The sequence below is a fragment of the Streptomyces xiaopingdaonensis genome (assembly GCF_000262345.1).
GTDB lineage: Bacteria > Actinomycetota > Actinomycetes > Streptomycetales > Streptomycetaceae > Streptomyces > Streptomyces xiaopingdaonensis.
The window spans coordinates 1-20,511 of sequence record NZ_AJTQ01000356.1 but is presented as its reverse complement, the minus strand read 5'-3'; the positions used below and the strand labels follow the sequence as shown (position 1 = coordinate 20,511).

Below are 20,511 nucleotides of genomic sequence, written 5' to 3'. Positions count from 1 at the left end.
GGTGGGCGGCTCGTGAGGTCCGTGGAGACGGCACGTGCTCCGGAGGCGGCAGCGGTGGAACGGGGGTGAGGGGCAGCGGTGTCCGTTACTGACGGGCGTGTCGACGGCGCCACGTTCGCCGTCGGCGTAGTGGAACCAGGCGGATACGCCTGGCCTGCGGGAACATCGTCTCGCACCATCGGGTTGGAACTGTTGTCGGCTGCCCGGGGCACGAGACGATGGACCGGTGTCGGCAGTTGGAATGAGCGGTCCCCCGTTGCGGGACTAAGCTGCGGAAGGACAGCGAGGGGAGCGTCCCCTCACTGCCTGACCGCTCTGAGGAGCGATTAACGATGTTCGAGAGGTTCACCGACCGCGCGCGGCGGGTTGTCGTCCTGGCTCAGGAAGAAGCCCGGATGCTCAACCACAACTACATCGGCACCGAGCACATCCTTCTGGGCCTGATCCACGAGGGAGAGGGTGTCGCCGCTAAGGCCCTGGAGAGCCTCGGGATCTCGCTTGAGGCTGTCCGCCAGCAGGTGGAGGAGATCATCGGCCAGGGCCAGCAGGCGCCCTCGGGCCACATCCCCTTCACCCCCCGTGCCAAGAAGGTCCTGGAGCTCTCGCTCCGCGAGGCCCTTCAGCTCGGCCACAACTACATCGGCACCGAGCACATCCTGCTCGGCCTGATCCGCGAGGGCGAGGGCGTCGCCGCCCAGGTCCTCGTGAAGCTCGGCGCCGACCTCAACCGGGTGCGGCAGCAGGTCATCCAGCTGCTCTCCGGTTACAGCGGCGGCAAGGAGGCGGCCACGGCGGGCGGCCCCGCCGAGGGCACCCCTTCGACGTCGCTCGTCCTGGACCAGTTCGGCCGCAACCTCACGCAGGCCGCGCGCGAGTCCAAGCTCGACCCGGTCATCGGGCGCGAGCAGGAGATCGAGCGCGTCATGCAGGTGCTCTCCCGGCGCACCAAGAACAACCCGGTGCTGATCGGTGAGCCCGGCGTCGGCAAGACCGCCGTCGTCGAGGGCCTGGCGCAGGCGATCGTCAAGGGCGAGGTGCCGGAGACGCTGAAGGACAAGCACCTCTACACCCTCGACCTCGGCGCCCTCGTCGCAGGCTCCCGCTACCGCGGTGACTTCGAGGAGCGGCTGAAGAAGGTCCTCAAGGAGATCCGCACTCGCGGCGACATCATCCTCTTCATCGACGAGCTGCACACCCTCGTCGGTGCAGGTGCCGCGGAGGGCGCGATCGACGCGGCGAGCATCCTCAAGCCGATGCTCGCCCGGGGCGAGCTGCAGACGATCGGCGCGACCACCCTCGACGAGTACCGCAAGTACCTCGAGAAGGACGCAGCCCTGGAGCGCCGCTTCCAGCCGATCCAGGTCTCCGAGCCCTCGCTGCCGCACACGATCGAGATCCTCAAGGGCCTCCGCGACCGGTACGAGGCGCACCACCGCGTCTCGATCACCGACGCCGCGCTGGTCGGCGCCGCCACCCTGGCGGACCGCTACATCTCCGACCGCTACCTCCCCGACAAGGCGATCGACCTCATCGACGAGGCCGGCTCCCGGATGCGCATCCGCCGGATGACGGCACCGCCGGACCTCCGCGAGTTCGACGAGAAGGTCGCCAACGTCCGCCGCGACAAGGAGTCCGCGATCGACTCGCAGGACTTCGAGAAGGCGGCCTCGCTCCGGGACACCGAGAAGCAGCTGCTCGCGCAGAAGGCGAAGCGGGAGAAGGAGTGGAAGGCCGGCGACATGGACGTCGTCGCCGAGGTCGACGAGGAGCTGATCGCCGAGGTCCTGGCGGCCTCCACCGGCGTCCCGGTGATGAGGCTGACCGAGGAGGAGTCCTCCAGGCTGCTGCGCATGGAGGAGGAGCTGCACAAGCGCGTCATCGGCCAGGAGGACGCCATCAAGGCGCTCTCCCAGGCGATCCGGCGCACCCGTGCGGGCCTCAAGGACCCGAAGCGGCCCGGTGGTTCGTTCATCTTCGCCGGCCCGTCCGGTGTGGGTAAGACCGAGCTCAGCAAGACCCTCGCCGAGTTCCTCTTCGGCGACGAGGAGGCGCTGATCTCGCTCGACATGTCGGAGTTCAGCGAGAAGCACACCGTCTCGCGGCTCTTCGGCTCCCCGCCCGGTTACGTCGGTTACGAGGAAGGCGGCCAGCTCACGGAGAAGGTCCGCCGCAAGCCGTTCTCCGTCGTCCTCTTCGACGAGGTGGAGAAGGCCCACCCGGACATCTTCAACTCGCTCCTCCAGATCCTGGAGGACGGCCGCCTCACCGACTCCCAGGGTCGCGAGGTCGACTTCAAGAACACGGTCATCATCATGACGACCAACCTCGGCACCCGGGACATCTCCAAGGGCTTCAACCTGGGCTTCGCCGCCCAGGGCGACGTCCGCACGGGGTACGACCGGATGAAGGCCAAGGTCAACGACGAGCTGAAGCAGCACTTCCGCCCCGAGTTCCTCAACCGCGTCGACGACACCGTCGTCTTCCACCAGCTCACCCGCGAGGACATCGTCCGCATCGTGGACCTGATGATCTCCCAGGTGGACGAGCGGCTGAAGGACCGGGACATGGGCATCGAGCTCAGCACGGAGGCCAAGGAGCTGCTCGCCAAGCGGGGCTACGACCCGGTGATGGGTGCCCGTCCGCTGCGCCGGACCATCCAGCGCGAGGTGGAGGACATCCTCTCGGAGAAGATCCTCTTCGGGGAGCTCCGTCCGGGCCACATCGTCGTCGTCGGCACCGAGGGTGAGGGTGAGGACAAGCACTTCACCTTCCGGGGCGAGGAGAAGTCCGCGCTGCCGGACGCTCCCCCGGTGGAGTCGGCCGCCGGAGGCGGGCCGAACCTCTCCAAGGAGGGCTGAGCGGCAGGCGATTCCGTCGGCACGAGGGCCGGCACCCACACTCCGTGGGTGCCGGCCCTCGCCCGTTCTGCGCCGTCCGACGGCGGTACGTGTCCGAGAAAGCTCAGGACGGGTACGCGCCCTCCGGCACCTCGCTGGTCGTGGCGTTGCCGCCGAGCGACTTCTGCAGGGAGAAGGTGAGCACCGAGTACTGCGTGCCGCCCTGGACGGACCGGGTGGTGAACTTCGCCTTGTCGTCGAACTTCTCGAAGGAGCAGCCGCGGCTGAACGCCTTCTCGCCGGAGTTCCAGTCCGTGCCCGTGGTGAAGAAGACCGTGTACGTACCGTTGGCGACGTTGTTCACCCGTGTGGTCTTGCCCTTCCGCAGGTAGATCGTGAAGACGGGCGACCGGCCGCGAGCGAAGGTGACCGCCGCGTCCGACTCGGAGCCGTTGCGCAGGGTGAGCCTGCCGAGGCCGCCGCCCGGGCCGCCTTCGACGAAGGCGCCGTTGGCGAGCCTGCGCTTCTTCGGCTTCTCCGTCCTCACCTTGCGCAGTTTCGCGGAGTACCCGAGGTCGGCGAGGCGCTCGATCGCCTCGTGGGCGTCCTTCCGGGCCCGGGCGTCGTGGAGTTCGCTGCGCGGGGCGACGGCGCAGCGGCTGTCGCCCTTCACCGCGTCGCCGAGTTCCTGGGCATACCTGGTGAGCGCCCCGGCGAGTTCGGACTGCGTCTCGAAGGCGTCGTCGGGTGCCTTGACCGCGGTGAGCCGCTCCACGGCGGACTCGGCTTCTCCCGCTGCCTCGTCCACCGCTTTCTCCAGGTTCTTCGCGCCCGACGCCGAGTCGACGTCCGCCAGCGCCCTGTTGAAGGGCTTCAGCGCCTCGGTCAACTCCGCTTCGTACTCGGCCGGTTCTACGGTCGGGGACGGGCTGGCGCTCTTCCGTTCACCCGCCGGCGCCGCCTCGTCCTCCGCCGACGAGCAGGCTGCCAGCGGCAGCAGGAGCACCACGGCGCCGGCCACCAGCCCGCGCGCACCTCCGCGCCCGACACCCGCCATGGCCCCTCCCCGATCTCCCCGGCGCGGAACGGTCGTCGCCCGCCGCGTTCAGGCTTCTCCTGCGGTGCTCGGGTGTCAACCGTGTGTGTGCATGCTGTGGACATGCTGTTACCTTCAGCGCCGGAGCCACAACCACCGCCGGACACCGCCCAGTTGGGGTCCGGGCACGGCCTGCGGCGACGTCATCCCCGGCCGTGTGCATCCCCGGCGGCGCGCTGTCCCTGCCAGAGGCCGAGCAGCGCGAAGAGGACGCAGATCCCGCCACTCGTGATCGACACGATGCTGCGTACGGTCTCGCCGGGGAGCGCGGCGCCGAGCACGGCGGCGACGAGGAGGACACCGCCGGCGGCGTAGAAGGCGGGAGCGGCGGCCTTGTTGGCCGCTCGCCACGCGACGTCGCCCGAGAGGCTGCGGCGTGTGCGTACGCCGACGAAGCGGTTGCGGGGGAGCCGCTCCGTGGTGCCGAGCCAGGCGGTGACGAGGAGGGCGACCGCTGCCAACAGCAGTACGGCGCCGACGAGTAGGCGGGTTCCGGCCCCGTCCTCGTCGAGCGCGAGTGTGGTCCAGGCCACGTCGTGCGGCCGCACCTCCCTTGCGGTGCCGGCTGCTTGGGCCAGGGCTGCTGCGCACGCCATCGTTGCTCTCCCCGTGTCGGCTGGTGGCCGAGGGCGGACACCCTCGTCCTCGGGGCTACCTAACCCGTTGCACGCGGTTCATGCGGCCTGCTGGCGGCGGGTGTTGAGGCGCCGGGCCACCGCGAGCGGAGTGAACGGGGTCACTTCGCGGGGCGCTCCGGAGGGGGCCGGGTGTGGGCTCACGCACAGGGGATGGCGTGCCTACGAACGGAATTAGGAGACGGCGACGCGGGCCTTCGGGCGGCGGGCTTGCAGTTTCTTCGCCGTACCGGGGGAGATGGCAGAGTTATGAGCGGTTTGCCTGGTTTATTACTCTTTGGAGTCCATGTCATTACTGCCGCTCTTAGTAGGAGCAATCCTTGATGTCCCCCTAGGCGTCCGTTATCACTGGACATGCTTCTTGAGGCAATCAGGAAGCAACCCCCCACATCCGGAGGTAACTCCCTCATGTCCAAGACCACCGCGAAGCGCATGACCCAGGCCCTCGGCAACCGCCGCACCCGGGCGGTCGTCCTGGCGGCAGGGTTCAGCGCCTCGATGGCCCTGGGCGCTGGCAGTGCCATAGCCGCAGACGGCGGCCACTCGGACGCCTTTGCCGCGGGTACCGCGTCGCAGATCGCCGGTTCTGCCCGCGCGCAGGCCGACAACCAGCTGAAGGACGCGGACGCGAAGAAGAAGGCCGCCGACGACCGCAAGGCCGACGAGAAGGCCGAGCGGAACTCCGAGCGGGGCAACGGCTGGACGTCGCCGATCGCCGGCGACTACGAGTTGAGCGCGACGTACGGCAAGGACGGCGGACGCTGGGCCTCCGGCCACTCCGGCCAGGACTTCGCCGTGCCGACAGGTACCGGTGTCGAGTCCGTGAACAGCGGCACCGTCGTCAAGGCCGGCGGCAACGGTGCGGGCGACGGCCCCGCATACGGCAACGCCGTCGTGGTCAAGCACGACAACGGCCAGTTCTCGCAGTACGCCCACCTCAGCTCCGTCGACGTCAAGGTCGGCGACAAGGTGAAGGCCGGCGAGGAGATCGCGAAGTCCGGTAACACCGGTAACTCCTCCGGTCCCCACCTCCACTTCGAGCTCCGTACCTCGGCCGACTACGGGACCGCGATCGAGCCCGTCGACGCCCTGAAGGACCACGGCGTGAAGCTGTGACCCGTCCGCGGCGGTCCCCAGGACCGCCGCCCCCCGTCTACTGAGCCCGGCGCCCGACCTCGCGGTCGGGCGCCGGGCTCGTCGCCGTCGGGTGGACCCACCGTACGAAGGCGAGTGAACACAGTCTGCTGGTGCGGAAGTTGTCCACAAGCAGCGGGGCGGTGTCCCTGCCGCCTGTCACGATCGCTCGATGACGACCACCCCGCGCGCGGCACACCTGCGGGCGTTGCGGCGCGCCAAGGACGCGATGGACCGCGGGCGTTCGGACCCTCGCCTCGACCTCGCCGCCATCGCGGCCCACGCCGGGTACTCCCCGCACTACTTCCTCCGCGCCTTCAAGCGGACCTACGGCGAGACCCCGCTGCGGTACCTGGGACGCCGGCGCATGGAGCACGCCGAGGAACTGCTGCGCGCGGCCGACCTGTCGGTCACGGAGGTCTGCGAGCGCGCGGGCTTCGCCAGCCTCGGCACCTTCTCCACGCGCTTCAAGGCGCGTACGGGTGTCGCTCCGGGCGCGTATCGGGCACGCCATCGCGGCGGCGTTCGGGGACGTGTACCGACGTGCTACGCACGGCTTCTCAGCGGTGCTGGAGGGAGTGGCCGGGCCCGGTGCAGGGCTGCGGCGGCCGGCGTCGGCGGCCACGGAGTCGAGGGTTCCGGTGAAGAGGGCAATCTGGAAGAAGCGCGGTGAGCGGCCGACTGCATACGGTGAAGGGGCAGTTGGGGAGCCCGAGCGCACGGCGTCCACCGCTGCGAGCCGCCCGTCCGTATGGCCCGTAACTGTCCGGGGAGCTCCCGTATGATCACCGAACTCGCCTTCACCACCCTCTGGTCCACCGACCAGGAGCGCACTCTCGCCTTCTGCACGGAGAAGCTCGGCCTTGAGCTGCGGTGCGACGTGAGAGAGGGGAGTGCGCGTTGGATCACGGTCGGGGTGCCGGGCGTGGAGCGTCCCGAGATCGCCGTCATGCCGACCGACGGGCCGGGTCTCGACCCGGAGTCGGCGGAGGCCCTCAGCACGCTGGTCGCCAAGGGCGTGCTCGGAGTCTGCGCCTTCCACACCGACGACTGCCGGGCGGAGCATCGCCGACTCGAGCAGCGCGGCGTCGAGTTCGTCCTGGAGCCACAGGAGCGTCCGTACGGCACCGAGGCGATGTTCCGCGACGACAGCGGCAACTGGTGCGCGCTCACTCAGCCCCGCGCGGCCGAGAAGGAGAAGGAGCAGTGAACGTCACACGGCACGGCCTCCGGCCGGAGGCCGTGCCGCCCGGAGCCTCAGCCCCGGGGGAGGCGGTAGACCCCGCCGGCGAGCGGTTCGACGAGCCCGTCGGCCACCAAGCCGTCGAGGGCGCGAGCCCGCTGCACCGGTTCATGCCACACCCTGTCCAGGACTGCCTGCGGCACGGGGTGATGGGCCTCCCGGAGCACGGCGAGCAGCCGCCCGCGCACCTGGCGGTCGGTGCCGGCATAGGACTGCACGCGTCGTGCCGGACCCTGGTGCGGAGGGGAACCTGCGAGCCGCCAGGCACAGAGCTGTGCGACGGGACAGCGTCCGCACTCGGGGCTCCGTGCAGTGCACACCAGCGCGCCCAGCTCCATCGTCGCGGCGGCCCAACTCGCTGCCGTGGAGTCCTCCTCGGGCAGCATGGCGCGGGCCAGCTTCCGCTCGGCCGCGGTCGTCGCGTTCGGTGGGAACTCGCGCCCGTTGACGGCACGTGCAAAGACCCGTCGCACATTGGTGTCGAGCACAGCGTGCCGCCGTCCGTAGGCGAACGAAGCGACGGCGGCTGCGGTGTACTCACCCACTCCGGGAAGAGCGAGAAGCTGCGCATGGTCTTCCGGCACGTCGCCTCCGTGGCGTTCCGCTATGGCGGCTGCCGCGCCGTGGAGCCGCAGCGCCCGTCGCGGATAACCGAGGCGGCCCCAGGCACGCACGGCTTCGCCCGGCTCTTCGGCTGCAAGATCGGCGGGGCGGGGCCAGCGCGAGAGCCACTCCTCGTAGACAGGCAACACCCTGTTGACCGGGGTCTGCTGCAGCATGAACTCGCTGACCATCACGCCCCAGGCGCCAGCCTCGGGGCGCCGCCAGGGAAGGTCCCGGGCGTGCTCGGCAAACCAGTCGATCACAGGGGCGTGGAACTCGCTGGCCGCGCGCTCGACGGGGGAATCGACAGAGGAAGGGGATGTCCGTGGCGCCGGAGAGTCGGCGGAGGAAGTCTCGGTGGTCGCAGTCATGGCAGAGCCGATCCTGGCATGTAGCTCGCCCGTGGGAAAACGGCCACGCGGCACAGCCGCCCACACCCGACGTCCATACGGCCGTGTGCGGGGTTCCGGCCCGCTTCGCGCGTGTGATGGTGCTCGTCCTGCTTCTCTGGACGACGGCCCCCAGCGGCCCTGCGCGCAGACGAGGAGGTGGGCTCGCGGCGAAACGTCAGGAGGCGAAGGCGCATTCGTCAACTCGCGTCGCGCCGGCCCCGAAGTGGTGGACGCAGCCGGGGTGGTGGGCCCCACCTGCTGCTCAGGTCAGCGAGTTGGCTCCCCGTGTGCACGGAGACGGTCCCAATCGTGCAGTATCTGGCGGGCGCGGGTCGGCCGTGTGGCTGATGTCTCGTAAGGTTTCCGCGTGGGATCTCTGCGCAATCCGATCGGGCCGCTCCCTTCCTCCATCTACTGGCGTCGAAGGGCAGTTGCCGTTGCCGTCCTGGCACTCCTGGCCGTGGTCGTCGTCTGGGCCGTCTTCCGTGACGGGGGCGAGTCCACCAGCGACGACAGCAAGGGCGGCGGCGGTCCTGCAGCCACGATCACTCCGGGGCCCTCGGGCTCAGGCCCCGGGATCAGTGAACGCCCCGGCGGCCGGGACGAGGAGAGCGGTTCCGAGGCCTCGGAAGGCGGCTCCTCCGGCTCGGACGACGGGGACGGGAGCGACGCCGACGACTCGAAGGGCGGCGGTTCCACCGGCGGCTCGGGATGGGGCGATGCGGGCGGCGGCGCCGGCTCCGGTTCCGGCACGGCGGGAGGGTCCGGCGGGGAAGGGGCCGGGAGCGACGAGGGCGGCGTGCCCGCCGGGTCCTCTCTGCCCGAGTGCCGTGAGGGAGATGTCGAGTTCTCCCTGAAGAGCGTCAAGAAGACGTACGGCAGCAGTACGCGACCACGGTTCAAGCTGGCAGTCGAGAACAACCGTGCCACGGCTTGCAAGCTCGACTTCGGCCCCACGGCGACCGTCGTCACGGTGAAGGACTCGGAGGGCGCGACCGTCTGGGCCTCCGATCACTGCCCGCGCACCGAGAAGCCGGCGTACGTACAGCTCCCCGCCAACCGCGAGACCACACGCACCTTCTCCTGGTACCGCAAGGCCAACGCCGCCAACTGCGCCACTCCCCGCAGCAGTTCGGTCTCCACCGGCGACTACCGGATCGAGGTGGATCTGAACGGCCTGCGGAAGGTGAGCGCCAAGTTCACGCTGGACTGACCTTCGGCGGCCCCCGTCGAAGGACGAGGCCGCACCTCGACGAGCTGTGCGCCGGTTCCGGAGGATGCGCGACCGGTTCGCTCACCTCGCTCGCGCCCTCGGGCTGCTGAGAGTGGGCCGACGCCGGGCTGTTGGGCGTCCCCGGGACTCCTCACCCGACGGCCTCACCTCACTGCGGAGAACGCTGAAGCACGGGCGGCGCCCCTGCAACACGGTCGCTGCGGGCGCCCGTTGAAAAGCGACCGAGGGCGGGTCACGTGCAAGCACGGGCGGCCCCCACCAAGTCGCCTCCCGCCCCGGCGGGCCGGCCGTGGGGCAGCCGGCACGAAGGAGCGTCCATGCCAGGCCCCGAGCCCCTCGCGACCCACGGCCGGACACCGCTCGCCGGCGGCCCGCCGCCTGGCCGCCGCTCGTCCGGCAGCCCACGGCCCCCTGGAGCCGCCGACGACGGCGGTGCCCGCCCCGGCTCCCACCGGGCAACTCTCAGACGTACCGCTCCAGGATCGAGGACTCCGCGAGCCGGGAGAGGCCTTCGCGGACGGAGCGAGCCCTGGCCTCGCCGACCCCCTCCACCGCCTGAAGGTCGTCGACGCTCGCCGCGAGCAGCTTCTGGAGTCCTCCGAAGTGCTCCACGAGCCGCTCGATGATGGTGCCCGGCAGCCGCGGCACCTTGGCCAACAGGCGGAACCCGCGCGGCGAGACGGCCGAGTCGAGGGTCTCCGGCGAGCCGCTGTACCCCAACGCCCTCGCCACGGTGGCGAGTTCGAGGAGTTCCGTGTGGGTGAGCCGGTCCAGCTCGGTGAGGGCCTCGGCGACGGTGCGGGCGCGGCGGCCCGAACCGGCGGCCTGCGGTACGTAGTCGCGCGCGACGAGTTCGCGTTCCGGCTCCACACCGGCGATGAGCTCGTCGAGCTGGAGCGAGAGCAGCCGCCCGTCGGTCCCCAGCTCGACGACGTACTCCGCGATCTCCGTGGCGATGCGCCGCACCATTTCCAGGCGCTGCGCGACGGCGGTGACGTCGCGCACCGTCACCAGGTCCTCGATCTCCAGGGCCGAGAGCGTGCCCGCCACTTCGTCGAGGCGGAGCTTGTACCGCTCCAGCGTCGCGAGCGCCTGGTTGGCTCGGGAGAGGATCGCGGCCGAGTCCTCCAGGACGCGGCGCTGTCCGTCGACGTACAGCGCGATGAGCCGCATCGACTGGCTCACCGAGACGACGGGGAAACCCGTCTGGATCGACACCCGCTGCGCCGTCCGGTGCCGGGTGCCGGTTTCCTCCGTCTCGATGGAGGCGTCGGGGACGAGCTGGACCCCGGCACGGACGATCTTCGAGATGTCGCGGTCGAGGATGAGCGCCCCGTCCAGTTTGCACAGCTCACGCAGACGCGTCGCCGAGAAGTCCACGTCGAGGACGAAGCCGCCGGTGCACAGCGCCTCCACCGACCTGTCCATCCCGAGGACGATCAATCCCCCGGTGTTGCCGCGCAGTACGCGCTCCAGGCCGTCGCGGAGCGCTGTGCCCGGAGCGACCGCACTCAGCGAGGCGCGCATCAGACCCTCGGCGCCGGCGCTCTGGCCGGCCCTTCCGGGGGCTGTTGCCCGGTCGTTGGCTGCCACTGCACTCCTTCGGTCGTGCGGGTGCCTGTCGGCATCGGGTCGTTGACGTGCATCCGCCGGCAGGATCGCCGCAACTGGTTTGTCACAAGCGGTTCGTCGTACATGCCTGCCGGCATGTCGCAGGCGACGGGCAAGACCGGGGCAAAGTCTACCGGCGGCGCACTCACGACCGTGCGGGACCGCCGTGGCCGGGCGTTGTGCGAGGCCGAACTCCCCGACCGCGGACGGCCGTCGGCGGGTCCACTCGTCTGCCGACACTCTCAGCCGACGGGCTCCTCGTCCCGGCGCACCGGCCGTTTCGGCAGCACGCGCAGCGCCTCGCCGACATCGGCCACCTCCAACACGCGCATGCCGTCCGGTATCCGGCCCGGGTCCGCGGGGACGAGCGCGTGCGTGAAGCCGAGCCGCGCGGCTTCGGAGAGCCGCCGCTGCACACCGGTCACCCGCCGTACTTCCCCCGCGAGCCCGACCTCCCCGACCGCGACGAGGTTCTTCGGCAGCGGCGTGTCCGAGGCGGCGCTCGCCAGCGCCAGCGCGACGGCGAGGTCGGCGGCCGGCTCGGTGAGCTTCACGCCGCCCACCGTGGCGCTGTAGATGTCCCGCTTGCCGAGCGCGCTGATCCGCCCGCGCTGCTCCAACACGGCGAGCATCATGGAGACTCGGGAGGTCTCCAACCCCGAGGTGGTTCTGCGCGGTGACGGGATCTGGCTGTCGACGGTGAGCGCCTGCACTTCGGCGACGAGCGGCCGCCGACCCTCGAGTGTCACGGTGAGGCAGGTGCCGGGGACGGGCTCGGCACGGTGTGTGAGGAAGAGCCCGGAGGGGTCGGCGAGGCCGGTGATCCCCTCGTCGTGCAGCTCGAAGCACCCGACCTCGTCGGTCGTCCCGTAGCGGTTCTTCACGCCGCGGACGAGGCGCAGTCTCGCGTGCCTGTCGCCTTCGAAGTGCAGCACGACGTCGACGAGATGCTCCAACAGCCGCGGCCCCGCGATCGCTCCGTCCTTGGTGACGTGGCCGACGAGCAGCGTCGACATCCCCCGCTCCTTGGAGGCACGGATCAGAGCGCCCGCCACTTCGCGCACCTGGGCCATGCCGCCGGGCGCCCCTTCGAGTTCGGGCGAGGCGACGGTCTGCACGGAGTCGAGGACGAGCAACGACGGCTTCACCTCGTCGAGATGGCCGAGCACGGCGGAGAGGTCCGTCTCCGCCGCGAGGTAGAGGTCCCCGCTCAGCGCACCGATCCGGTCGGCGCGCAGCCGCACCTGCCCCGCGGACTCCTCACCCGTGACGTACAGGGTGCGGTGGCCCGAGCCCGAAGCGCGGGCCGCGACGTCGAGCAAAAGCGTGGACTTCCCCACGCCTGGCTCGCCCGCCAGAAGCACCACGGCCCCCGGCACCAGCCCACCGCCCAACACCCGGTCGAACTCGGGGACTCCGGTGCTCCGCGCCGTCGCCTGCTCGCCGTCCACTTGCGCGATGGGCAGCGCAGAAGCGGAGACCCTGCCGGGGGCCGTGGTCCGCACACCGGGGCTCCCCGCCTCCTCGACGGTGCCCCACGCCTGGCACTCGGGGCACCGCCCGAGCCATTTCGCGGTCTGCCAGCCGCACTCGGTACAGCGGTAGGCGGGACGGTCCTTGGCGGACGACTTACGGGTTGCCATGGCCCTCACGGTAGTCGCGCCCACCGACAGAGAGCGGCCCGCCTGCCGGGCGGCCGTCCGCGCCGTACACCGCGGAAACCCGAACTCGCCTGCCTGCCGCGGTACTTAGCGGATATCGTTACCCGGGTCGGTCCTCACCGCAGATAGTCATCCGTACGGATTAAAACTGCGCAACCAGGACCGGTAAAACGCCATCATCCGCCTACCGTCACCGGGTGATGACCAGCAGGCGCGAAGACACCGCAGACCCCACCGGCGCACCACCGGCGCACACCCAGGTACACCGGCGTCGCGACGACCGCTATCTCGACGGCCTGTTCACCTACTGTCTCTCGGTCGTGTGCGAGCACGAGCCGGCCGTCTCCGCCCTCGGGGAGGCCCTCGCCGTGGCCCACCGCCGCCGCGAGCGAGGCCGGGCCCCCGCGGAGCCGGCGCTGTACCGGGCATGGCTCTACGCCCTCGCCCGCTGGTCGTGCACCTACCGGCTCGCCGCTGCCAGGGAACCCGAGGGCCCGGAGCTCTCCGGCGAGGCGAGAGCCCACCGCCGTCGCCAACTCGCCGCGCTCGCCTGGCCGGAGGCGTCCGGGCAGACACCCGTCGAGCGGGACGCGCTGGAACTCGCCGTGCGCCACGGTCTCGGAGCCCGCGAGGTCGCGGCGGTGCTGTCCCTCGACACGCAGGAGGCGAGCGCCCTGGTCTCGCACGCCTCGTGCGAAGTGGAGCGCACCAGAGCCGCGCTCGCCGTCGTCGAGTCCGGCGGCTGCCCCGCCGTCACCGGTCTCGCGGGGGAGGAGCAGCTCCTCCTCGGCACCCCGCTGCGACGCGAACTCGTCCTCCACATCGACGACTGCGACCGCTGCCGCAGAGCGGCCGAGCGCGCCATGTCGGGCGTGCGGTGGCCCGGCACCGCGCCGACCAGCGCCCGCCTCGCGGTGCTCGAGGCTCCGCGCGCCGACATCGACGCCGCCGTCGAAGCGGCCCTGCACGCCCGCTCCCGACGGCTGCCGCGCTTCGACCGCGCCGGCTTCCCCGTCGCGGACCGCGAACGGGAGGCCCGCCGCGAGCGTCTGCGCGGCCGGGCCGTGACCGCCACCGTGGTCGCGGCCGTCCTCGCCGCTCCGGTGCTGACCCTGTGGGCGGCCTGGCGCGGCACCTCCGACACGGCCGAGAGCAGCGGCCCGGGCTCCGCCTCCGAGTTCCACGAACGGGAGATCCCCTACGAGAAGGCCGGCCAGGCCGGACCGCAGCGCCCGAAGAAGGCGGACGGCGACCACCGCGTCTCGGTGGCCGTGACCCACCCGGCCGGCGACTCCCGCCTCGCGACGCGAGCCGAACCGCGGGGGGACGGCGTCGTCCTCACCCTCACCGCCCTCGGCGGCGAGCCCGTCCACTGGTCCGTCTCCACCGAGGCCGGCTGGCTGCGCATCGTCCCCCCGCACGGCGTGCTGGAGCCGGGCGACGACGTCACGGTGCGGGTCACCGTCGACGCGTCGCGTGTGCCCTCGGGCCGTTGGTCGACGCGGCTGGTGGTGGCGCCGTCGGGCGCCGTGGTGAGCATCGCGGGGAGCGGCAGCAGCACGGCGCCCGGCGCCACGCCGCACCGCCCGTCTCCCGGCGGCCCCGACGCCGGCTCCTCCGTACCGTCGAGCCCTTCCGGTCCATCCCGGCCGCCGACGGACCCGCAGCCCCCGGACGACTCGGAGGACCCCCAGTCCCCCGGGGAACCGCAGGACCCGGAGAGCCCCGGCGAGCCGGAGGAGCCGAGCGAGCCCCCGACAAGCACACCCCCGCCCTCGTCCACGCAGCCGTCGGCGCTCCCCGCACGCTGAGGCGCGGGGCCGCCTCCGAGCGCGGCCGCGTCAGGCCGGGTCGGCCGGGTGCGGCGCGAAGAGCGGAAGCTCCGACGCCAGGCGCTGCTCGCAGAGTTCGGCGAGCTTGGCGTAGCCGGCCTCGCCCATCAGCTCGGTGAGCTCCGGCTCGTAGGAGACGTAGACGGGCTCGGAGGCGCCGTGCGCGGACGGCGCCCCGGTGCACCACCAGTGCAGGTCGTGCCCGCCGCCGCCCCAACCCCTGCGGTCGTACTCGCCGATGGAGACGTAGAGCACCTCCTCGCCGTCCGGCCGCTCGACCCACTCGTACGACCTGCGGATCGGCACCTGCCAGCAGACTTCCGGCTTGGTCTCCAGCGGCTCGCGGTCCTCCTTGAGGGCGAGCGTGTGGAGCGCGCAGCCCTGACCGCCGGGGAAGCCGGGGGAGTTGTTGAAGATGCAGGCGCCGTTGTACCGACGGGTCTGGCGCTCGCCCTCGTCGTTCACCTCCGTCCAGCCGGTCTCCGTGCCGATGTTGTGGTTCTCCCACAGCTCCGGTGTGAGACGGGCCACGTGCCCGGCGACGCGCTCCTCGTCCTCCTCGTCGGTGAAGTGCGCGCCCAGTGTGCAGCAGCCGACCTCGGCGCGGCCGGGCGTGATTCCGCTGCAGCCGCGGCCGAAGATGCAGTTCCAGCGGCTCGTGAGCCAGGTCAGGTCGCACCGGAAGACCTGTTCCTCGTCGGCGGGGTCGTCGAACTCCACCCACGCACGTGTGAAGTTGAGGCCCACCTCTTCGTCGCGCGCCTCCCGGCCAGGACCCGTGCGCTGTCCCGGAGTTGTCGCCACCGCTTCGTCCACGCCCACGTCGCCTGCTTCCGTACTGCCCTGGTTCATATGCTTCGCCGCTTTCGTCGTACCCACGCGCCCCAGCGTAAGAGAGAGAGCGCGCGCCCCTTGCACGGCGCACCCACGGACCCTTCGCCGTCGGTCCATCGGCTCTTCCAGCGCGCGCGGGCGACGGCGGCTAGCGTGCTGTCCATGAGACTCGGAGTGCTCGACGTGGGTTCGAACACGGTCCATCTGCTGGTGGTCGACGCGCACCCCGGCGCGCGCCCCCTCTCCGCCTACTCCCACAAGGAGGAACTCAAACTCGCCGAACTCCTCGACGCACGCGGCGCGATCAACGCGCAGGGCGTCGAGCGCCTCGCCGAGGCCCTGCGCACCGCGTCACGGACCGCCGAGGACAAGGGCGTCGAGGACCTCCTCGCCTTCGCCACCTCGGCCGTCCGCGAGTCGAGCAACGCTGAGAGCGTCCTCGCGCATCTCGCCGAGGAGACGGGGGTCAAACTCCAGGTCCTCTCGGGCCCCGAGGAGGCGCGGCTCACCTTCCTCGCCGCGCGGCGCTGGTTCGGGTGGTCCGCGGGGCGGCTCCTCGTCCTCGACATCGGCGGCGGCTCCCTGGAGATGGCGTACGGGATCGACGAGCAGCCCGACGCCGCCGTCTCCCTCCCGCTCGGCGCCGGCCGGCTCACCTCGACGCTGCCGGGCGACCCGCCCGAGGCCGGCGCCTTCCGCTCGTTGCGGCGGCACGTGCGCGCCGAAATCGCCCGTACGGTGGGGGACTTCACCCGGCTCGGACGGCCGGACCACGTCGTCGGCACATCGAAGACCTTCAAGCAGCTGGCCCGCCTGACGGGAGCCGCACGCTCCTCCGAAGGACCGTACGTACGGCGGCAGCTCACCCGCGAGGCGCTCGAGAGCTGGGTGCCGAAGCTCGCCGCGATGCCGTCCGACGAGCGGGCCGCGCTCCCCGGCGTCTCCAGGGGGCGAGCACGGCAGCTCCCGGCGGGGGCGCTCGTCGCGGAGGGCGCCATGGACCTCTTCGGCGTCGACGTTCTGGAGACGTGCCCGTGGGCGCTGCGCGAGGGCGTCATCCTGCGCCGCCTCGACCACCTGGACACCGCGTAGCGGAACCCGAGCCGCCCCGCCGGGCCGCCGCACGGGCGCGTGCGCGGTCGCGGGGCCGAGGGCGGCCCGGGCTTCCGCGGTCAGGCGTTCTAGGCTGTGCCCGTGGTCGAGCGAGCGATGCGTATCCCCGGCGCCAAGGTCGCGTTGTCCACCGCCTCGGTCTATCCGGAGTCCACGGCGGCGGCCTTCGAGATCGCGGGACGCCTGGGTTACGACGGCGTCGAGGTGATGGTCTGGACCGACCCGGTGAGCCAGGACATCGAGGCACTCCGCCGCCTCTCCGACTTCCACGGGGTCCCGATCCTCGCCGTCCACGCCCCCTGCCTGCTGATCACCCAGCGCGTCTGGTCGAAGGATCCGTGGGAGAAGTTGAAGCGGGCACGGAGCGCGGCGGAGAGCCTCGGCGCCTCCACCGTCGTCGTCCATCCGCCCTTCCGCTGGCAGCGGTCGTACGCACGGGACTTCGTGCGCGGCGTGTGGCGGATGGCGGACGAGACCGACGTCAGGTTCGCGGTCGAGAACATGTACCCCTGGCGCTACCGCGATCGCGAGATGCTCGCCTACGCCCCCGACTGGGACCCGACCACCGACGACTACCGGCACTTCACGATCGACCTCTCCCACACCGCGACGGCCCGCACCGACACCCTCGCCATGGCGGCTCGCATGGGGGACCGCCTCGGCCACGTGCACATCGCCGACGGCGTCGGCTCCAGCAAGGACGAGCACCTCGTACCCGGTCGCGGCAATCAGCCCTGCGCCGAGCTGCTGCAACAGCTCGCGGAGCACGGGTACGACGGACACGTCGTCGTCGAGGTGAACACCAGGCGGGCCATGTCGGCCGCCGAGCGCGAGGCCGACCTCGCGGAGGCGCTCGCCTTCACGCGCCGCCACCTCGCAGGCGGGGCCGGCGCGTGACCGCGGGACGTCGAGGGCGCGGCAGGCCCCCGCGCGACGAGGGCGCGGGCCCCGGCACGAGGGAGCGCATCCTCGCCTCGGCGCGCGCCGAGTTCGCCGGCCGGGGCTACGACAAGGCGTCGATCCGTGCGATCGCACGCGGCGCCGACGTCGACCCGGCGCTGGTCCACCACTACTTCGGCACGAAGGAGCAGGTCTTCGGCGCGGCCGTCGAGGGCGCGCTGGCGCCGGTGCTGAAGGTGCCGGACGCGCTCGCCGCGAGTACGCCCGACGGCTTGGGCGAGGCGGTGGCCAGGACCTTCCTCGACGTCTGGGAGAACCCCGAGACGTGCGAACCCCTGGTGGCCATCGTCCGCTCGGCCGTCAGCAACGAGCAGGCGGCCGCCGTCTTCCGCGGCCTGATCACCAAGAACCTGATGTCCCGGGTCGCCGGCCTAGTGTCGGTCCCGGACCCCGAGTTCCGCGTCGAGCTGGCTGCGACGCAACTGGTGGGGGCCGCGCTGCTCCGGTACGTCATCAAGATCGAGCCGCTCGCTTCGCGACCGCTCGAGGACGTCGTCGCACGCATCGCGCCGATCGTGCAGCGGCATCTGACCGATCCCTGACCTTGACGCTCACGTCACGGCGCACCGGCGGCTGCGGGCGCCGGCCGCGGTACGCGTACCTCAGGAGCACTCGGACCGGTCTCATCATCCGAACCACGGGTCCGGATCGCGGTCCCCGGGCGTAGGCTCGATGACTCAGGAGTGCACGTTCCGGCCCGCAGCGGCCGACGGTCGAGACCGCAGTCGACCTCCGGCACAGCGGGACGGGCGCGCCCGTCGTACGCACAACACGTGCTCACAAGGGAGTGGAGCAGCCATGCCCGAGCTCAGGTCCCGCACCGTCACCCACGGCCGCAACATGGCAGGGGCGCGCGCCCTCATGCAGGCATCCGGGGTAGCCCGTGAGGACTTCGGGAAGCCGATCGTGGCCGTGGCCAACAGCTTCACCGAGTTCGTCCCGGGGCACACCCACCTCCAGCCCGTCGGCCGCATCGTCAGCGACGCGATCAAGGCGGGCGGCGGCATCCCGCGCGAGTTCAACACCATCGCCGTCGACGACGGCATCGCGATGGGCCACGGCGGCATGCTCTACTCCCTGCCGTCCCGCGACCTCATCGCCGACTCCGTCGAGTACATGACGGAAGCGCACTGCGCGGACGCACTGATCTGCATCTCGAACTGCGACAAGATCACCCCCGGGATGCTGATGGCGGCGATGCGCCTCAACATCCCCACGGTCTTCGTCTCGGGCGGCCCGATGGAGTCGGGCACGGCCACCCTCGTCGACGGCTCCGTCCGCAAGCTCGACCTCATCACCGCCATCTCCGACTCGGCCGACGAGTCCGTCTCCGACGAGGACCTGCGCCGGATCGAGGACAGCGCCTGCCCCACCTGCGGCTCCTGTTCCGGGATGTTCACCGCCAACTCGATGAACTGCCTCACCGAGGCGATGGGCCTCGCCCTCCCGGGCAACGGCTCCGTCCTCGCCACCCACACCGCGCGCCGCGACCTCTACGAGAACGCCGGCCGCACCGTCGTCGAGCTCGCCCGCCGCCACTACGACGAGGGCGACGAGACGGTCCTCCCGCGGAACGTCGGAAGCCGCCCCGCGTTCGAGAACGCCATGGCCCTCGACATCGCCATGGGCGGCTCCACGAACACGATCCTCCACCTCCTCGCTGCCGCCCAGGAGGCCGAGCTCGACTTCACGATGGCCGACATCGACGCTCTCTCGAAGCGCCTGCCGTGCCTGAGCAAGGTCGCCCCCAACGTCGCCGAAGGCCGCACCTACTACATGGAGGACGTCCACCGCGCCGGCGGCATCCCCGCCATCCTCGGCGAGCTCTACCGCGGCGGCATGCTCAACGAGGACGTCCACACCGTCCACGCCCCCTCGCTCGCCGACTGGCTGAAGAGCTGGGACATCCGCGGCGGCTCCCCGTCAGCCGAGGCGCTCCAGCTCTTCCACGCCGCCCCCGGCTGCGTCCGCTCGGCCGAGGCGTTCTCCCAGTCCGAGCGCTGGGACACCCTCGACACCGACGCCGCACACGGCTGCATCCGGGACGTCGAGCACGCCTACTCCTCCGAGGGCGGCCTCGCCGTTCTCCACGGCAACCTCGCGGAGAACGGCTGCGTCGTGAAGACGGCAGGCGTCGACGAGTCGATCCTCACCTTCCGGGGCCCCGCCGTCGTCTGCGAGTCCCAGGAGGAGGCAGTGGAGCGCATCCTCAACAAGACGGTGAAGGAGGGCGACGTCGTCGTCATCCGCTACGAGGGCCCCAAGGGCGGCCCCGGGATGCAGGAGATGCTCTACCCGACCTCCTTCCTCAAGGGCAGGGGCCTCGGCAAGGCGTGCGCCCTCATCACCGACGGCCGCTTCTCCGGCGGCACTTCCGGCCTTTCGATCGGGCACGTCTCCCCCGAGGCGGCGGGCGGCGGCGCCATCGCCCTCGTCGAGGACGGGGACGAGGTCGTCATCGACATCCCGCAGCGCACCCTGAACCTCAACGTCCCCGAGGACGAGCTCGCCTCGCGCCGCGAAGCCCTCGCCGGCGCGTACGCCCCCAAGTCCAGGGAGCGCAAGGTCTCCACGGCCCTCCGCGCCTACGCGGCAATGGCCACGAGCGCCGACAAGGGCGCGGTCCGCGACCTCGGCCTCCTGGAGCGCTGACCCGCTTCCGGAGCGGGGCTCGCTGCTCGCCGGCAGCGGGCCCCGTCCGTTCCCGTAGTCGCCCGCCGACCGGCCGAGGCCGCCCGTACGGCGTGCATCCTCCCTGTGGATAATCGGCACCGTGCCCGACAACGACCGATCCGCCAGCGAGCCCACCCCCGAGCAGATCCGCTTCTACGGCACCACCTGGGTCGACCACTCCGCCGGCTACGCCCTGCGCCGCGTCGGCCTCGGCCTCGGGGCGGTGGTCGCCGCCGTCCTCGGTGCGTTCCTGCTGCGTTTCGCCTACGAAGGCGTCGCCGTCGCGGAGGTGGGCAGTTGGGCGGAGCTGCTGCTCGTCCTCGCCTTCGCCGTGTGCAGCGCGCTCGCCTTCTCCCGCACGCTCGGCTCGTACAGCCGGCGTCCCGACGCCAAGGACGCGTCGGTCGAATCCTCGATGCGGAGCATCCGGCTGGTCGGCTTCGTCGGCGTGCTCCTCGCCTACGCCCTCCGCACTGTCGTCGAGGCACCCGGAGAGAAGCTCGCCCGCGCGGAGTACGAGCAAGCCCTCGCCCGCCACCGCCGCCGCCGCGCCGCCCGCACCGGCAACCCCGCAGCGAAGCGCCGCTCCCGCCGCCGCTGACGCCGCGTGCCTTGGGGCACAGCGCGCTGACTCCCCGCCGCCACGTCCAGCT

At 71.5% G+C, this 20,511-nt stretch carries 17 protein-coding genes; 11 read left to right on the top strand and 6 right to left on the bottom strand.

What is annotated here, in order from left to right:
- The first annotated feature begins 332 nt into the window (after positions 1-332).
- Positions 333-2,858 carry an ATP-dependent Clp protease ATP-binding subunit gene (locus tag UWG_RS0126790; protein ID WP_016910273.1) on the top strand — a complete coding sequence of 842 codons (2,526 nt, stop codon included), beginning with the start codon at positions 333-335 and terminating at the stop codon, positions 2,856-2,858.
- A 103-nt stretch (positions 2,859-2,961) separates the two neighbouring features.
- On the opposite strand, the gene UWG_RS0126785 is transcribed toward UWG_RS0126790, so the two are convergent.
- A complete protein-coding gene (locus UWG_RS0126785; protein WP_016910272.1) occupies positions 2,962-3,894 on the bottom strand; it encodes a hypothetical protein in 933 nt (310 codons plus the stop codon).
- A 182-nt stretch (positions 3,895-4,076) separates the two neighbouring features.
- Positions 4,077-4,529 (bottom strand): SdpI family protein, encoded by a 453-nt coding sequence (locus UWG_RS0126780; RefSeq protein WP_237720303.1) that lies wholly within the window; start codon positions 4,527-4,529, stop codon positions 4,077-4,079.
- A 447-nt stretch (positions 4,530-4,976) separates the two neighbouring features.
- Here UWG_RS0126780 and UWG_RS0126775 point away from each other — a divergent pair, with 447 nt between their 5' ends.
- The 3 genes from UWG_RS0126775 to UWG_RS0126765 all read left to right on the top strand — a co-directional run bounded on the left by UWG_RS0126775 (position 4,977) and on the right by UWG_RS0126765 (position 6,912).
- A complete protein-coding gene (locus UWG_RS0126775) occupies positions 4,977-5,684 on the top strand; it encodes a M23 family metallopeptidase (RefSeq protein WP_016910270.1) in 708 nt (235 codons plus the stop codon).
- A gap of 190 nt (positions 5,685-5,874) precedes the next feature.
- The gene (locus UWG_RS0126770; protein WP_016910269.1) at positions 5,875-6,375 is read left to right on the top strand and encodes a helix-turn-helix transcriptional regulator; all 501 of its coding nucleotides are present in this window, start codon (positions 5,875-5,877) and stop codon (positions 6,373-6,375) included.
- A 108-nt stretch (positions 6,376-6,483) separates the two neighbouring features.
- Entirely contained in the window at positions 6,484-6,912 is a 429-nt protein-coding gene (locus tag UWG_RS0126765) for a VOC family protein (RefSeq protein ID WP_016910268.1), read from the top strand.
- 47 nt (positions 6,913-6,959) lie between these two features.
- Here the strand turns inward: UWG_RS0126765 and UWG_RS0126760 are convergent, their stop codons facing one another.
- The gene (locus tag UWG_RS0126760) at positions 6,960-7,919 is read right to left on the bottom strand and encodes an HhH-GPD family protein (RefSeq protein WP_019549300.1); all 960 of its coding nucleotides are present in this window, start codon (positions 7,917-7,919) and stop codon (positions 6,960-6,962) included.
- A 388-nt stretch (positions 7,920-8,307) separates the two neighbouring features.
- Here UWG_RS0126760 and UWG_RS0126755 point away from each other — a divergent pair, with 388 nt between their 5' ends.
- Positions 8,308-9,153, top strand: a complete 846-nt coding sequence (locus tag UWG_RS0126755) for a hypothetical protein (RefSeq protein WP_050988657.1) — start codon at positions 8,308-8,310, stop codon at positions 9,151-9,153.
- A gap of 483 nt (positions 9,154-9,636) precedes the next feature.
- On the opposite strand, the gene disA is transcribed toward UWG_RS0126755, so the two are convergent.
- Entirely contained in the window at positions 9,637-10,767 is a 1,131-nt protein-coding gene (disA, locus tag UWG_RS0126750; RefSeq protein WP_016910265.1) for a DNA integrity scanning diadenylate cyclase DisA, read from the bottom strand.
- Positions 10,768-11,027: 260 nt separating this feature from the next.
- A complete protein-coding gene (gene radA, locus UWG_RS0126745; protein WP_029391802.1) occupies positions 11,028-12,428 on the bottom strand; it encodes a DNA repair protein RadA in 1,401 nt (466 codons plus the stop codon).
- 218 nt (positions 12,429-12,646) lie between these two features.
- Between radA and UWG_RS0126740 the strand changes: the two genes are divergently transcribed.
- Entirely contained in the window at positions 12,647-14,257 is a 1,611-nt protein-coding gene (locus tag UWG_RS0126740) for a hypothetical protein (protein WP_033196398.1), read from the top strand.
- A 30-nt stretch (positions 14,258-14,287) separates the two neighbouring features.
- Here UWG_RS0126740 and UWG_RS0126735 read toward each other — a convergent pair whose 3' ends face one another.
- Positions 14,288-15,157: a DUF3109 family protein gene (locus UWG_RS0126735; RefSeq protein WP_237720302.1), complete on the bottom strand. Its 870-nt coding sequence runs from the start codon at positions 15,155-15,157 to the stop codon at positions 14,288-14,290.
- A gap of 117 nt (positions 15,158-15,274) precedes the next feature.
- Here UWG_RS0126735 and UWG_RS0126730 point away from each other — a divergent pair, with 117 nt between their 5' ends.
- The 5 genes from UWG_RS0126730 to UWG_RS0126710 all read left to right on the top strand — a co-directional run bounded on the left by UWG_RS0126730 (position 15,275) and on the right by UWG_RS0126710 (position 20,459).
- A complete protein-coding gene (locus tag UWG_RS0126730; protein ID WP_029391801.1) occupies positions 15,275-16,204 on the top strand; it encodes a Ppx/GppA family phosphatase in 930 nt (309 codons plus the stop codon).
- Positions 16,205-16,321: 117 nt separating this feature from the next.
- Positions 16,322-17,122, top strand: coding sequence for a sugar phosphate isomerase/epimerase family protein (locus UWG_RS0126725; RefSeq protein ID WP_016910260.1), 801 nt, complete (start codon positions 16,322-16,324; stop codon positions 17,120-17,122).
- The gene (locus UWG_RS0126720) at positions 17,119-17,727 is read left to right on the top strand and encodes a TetR/AcrR family transcriptional regulator (RefSeq protein WP_016910259.1); all 609 of its coding nucleotides are present in this window, start codon (positions 17,119-17,121) and stop codon (positions 17,725-17,727) included. The genes UWG_RS0126725 and UWG_RS0126720 overlap by 4 nt, the downstream gene beginning before the upstream one ends.
- A 256-nt stretch (positions 17,728-17,983) precedes the next feature.
- Complete coding sequence (ilvD, locus tag UWG_RS0126715; protein WP_016910258.1) at positions 17,984-19,837, top strand: dihydroxy-acid dehydratase; 1,854 nt, start codon at positions 17,984-17,986, stop codon at positions 19,835-19,837.
- Between the two features lie 121 nt (positions 19,838-19,958).
- Positions 19,959-20,459, top strand: a complete 501-nt coding sequence (locus UWG_RS0126710) for a hypothetical protein (RefSeq protein WP_016910257.1) — start codon at positions 19,959-19,961, stop codon at positions 20,457-20,459.
- The last annotated feature ends 52 nt before the right edge of the window (positions 20,460-20,511 follow it).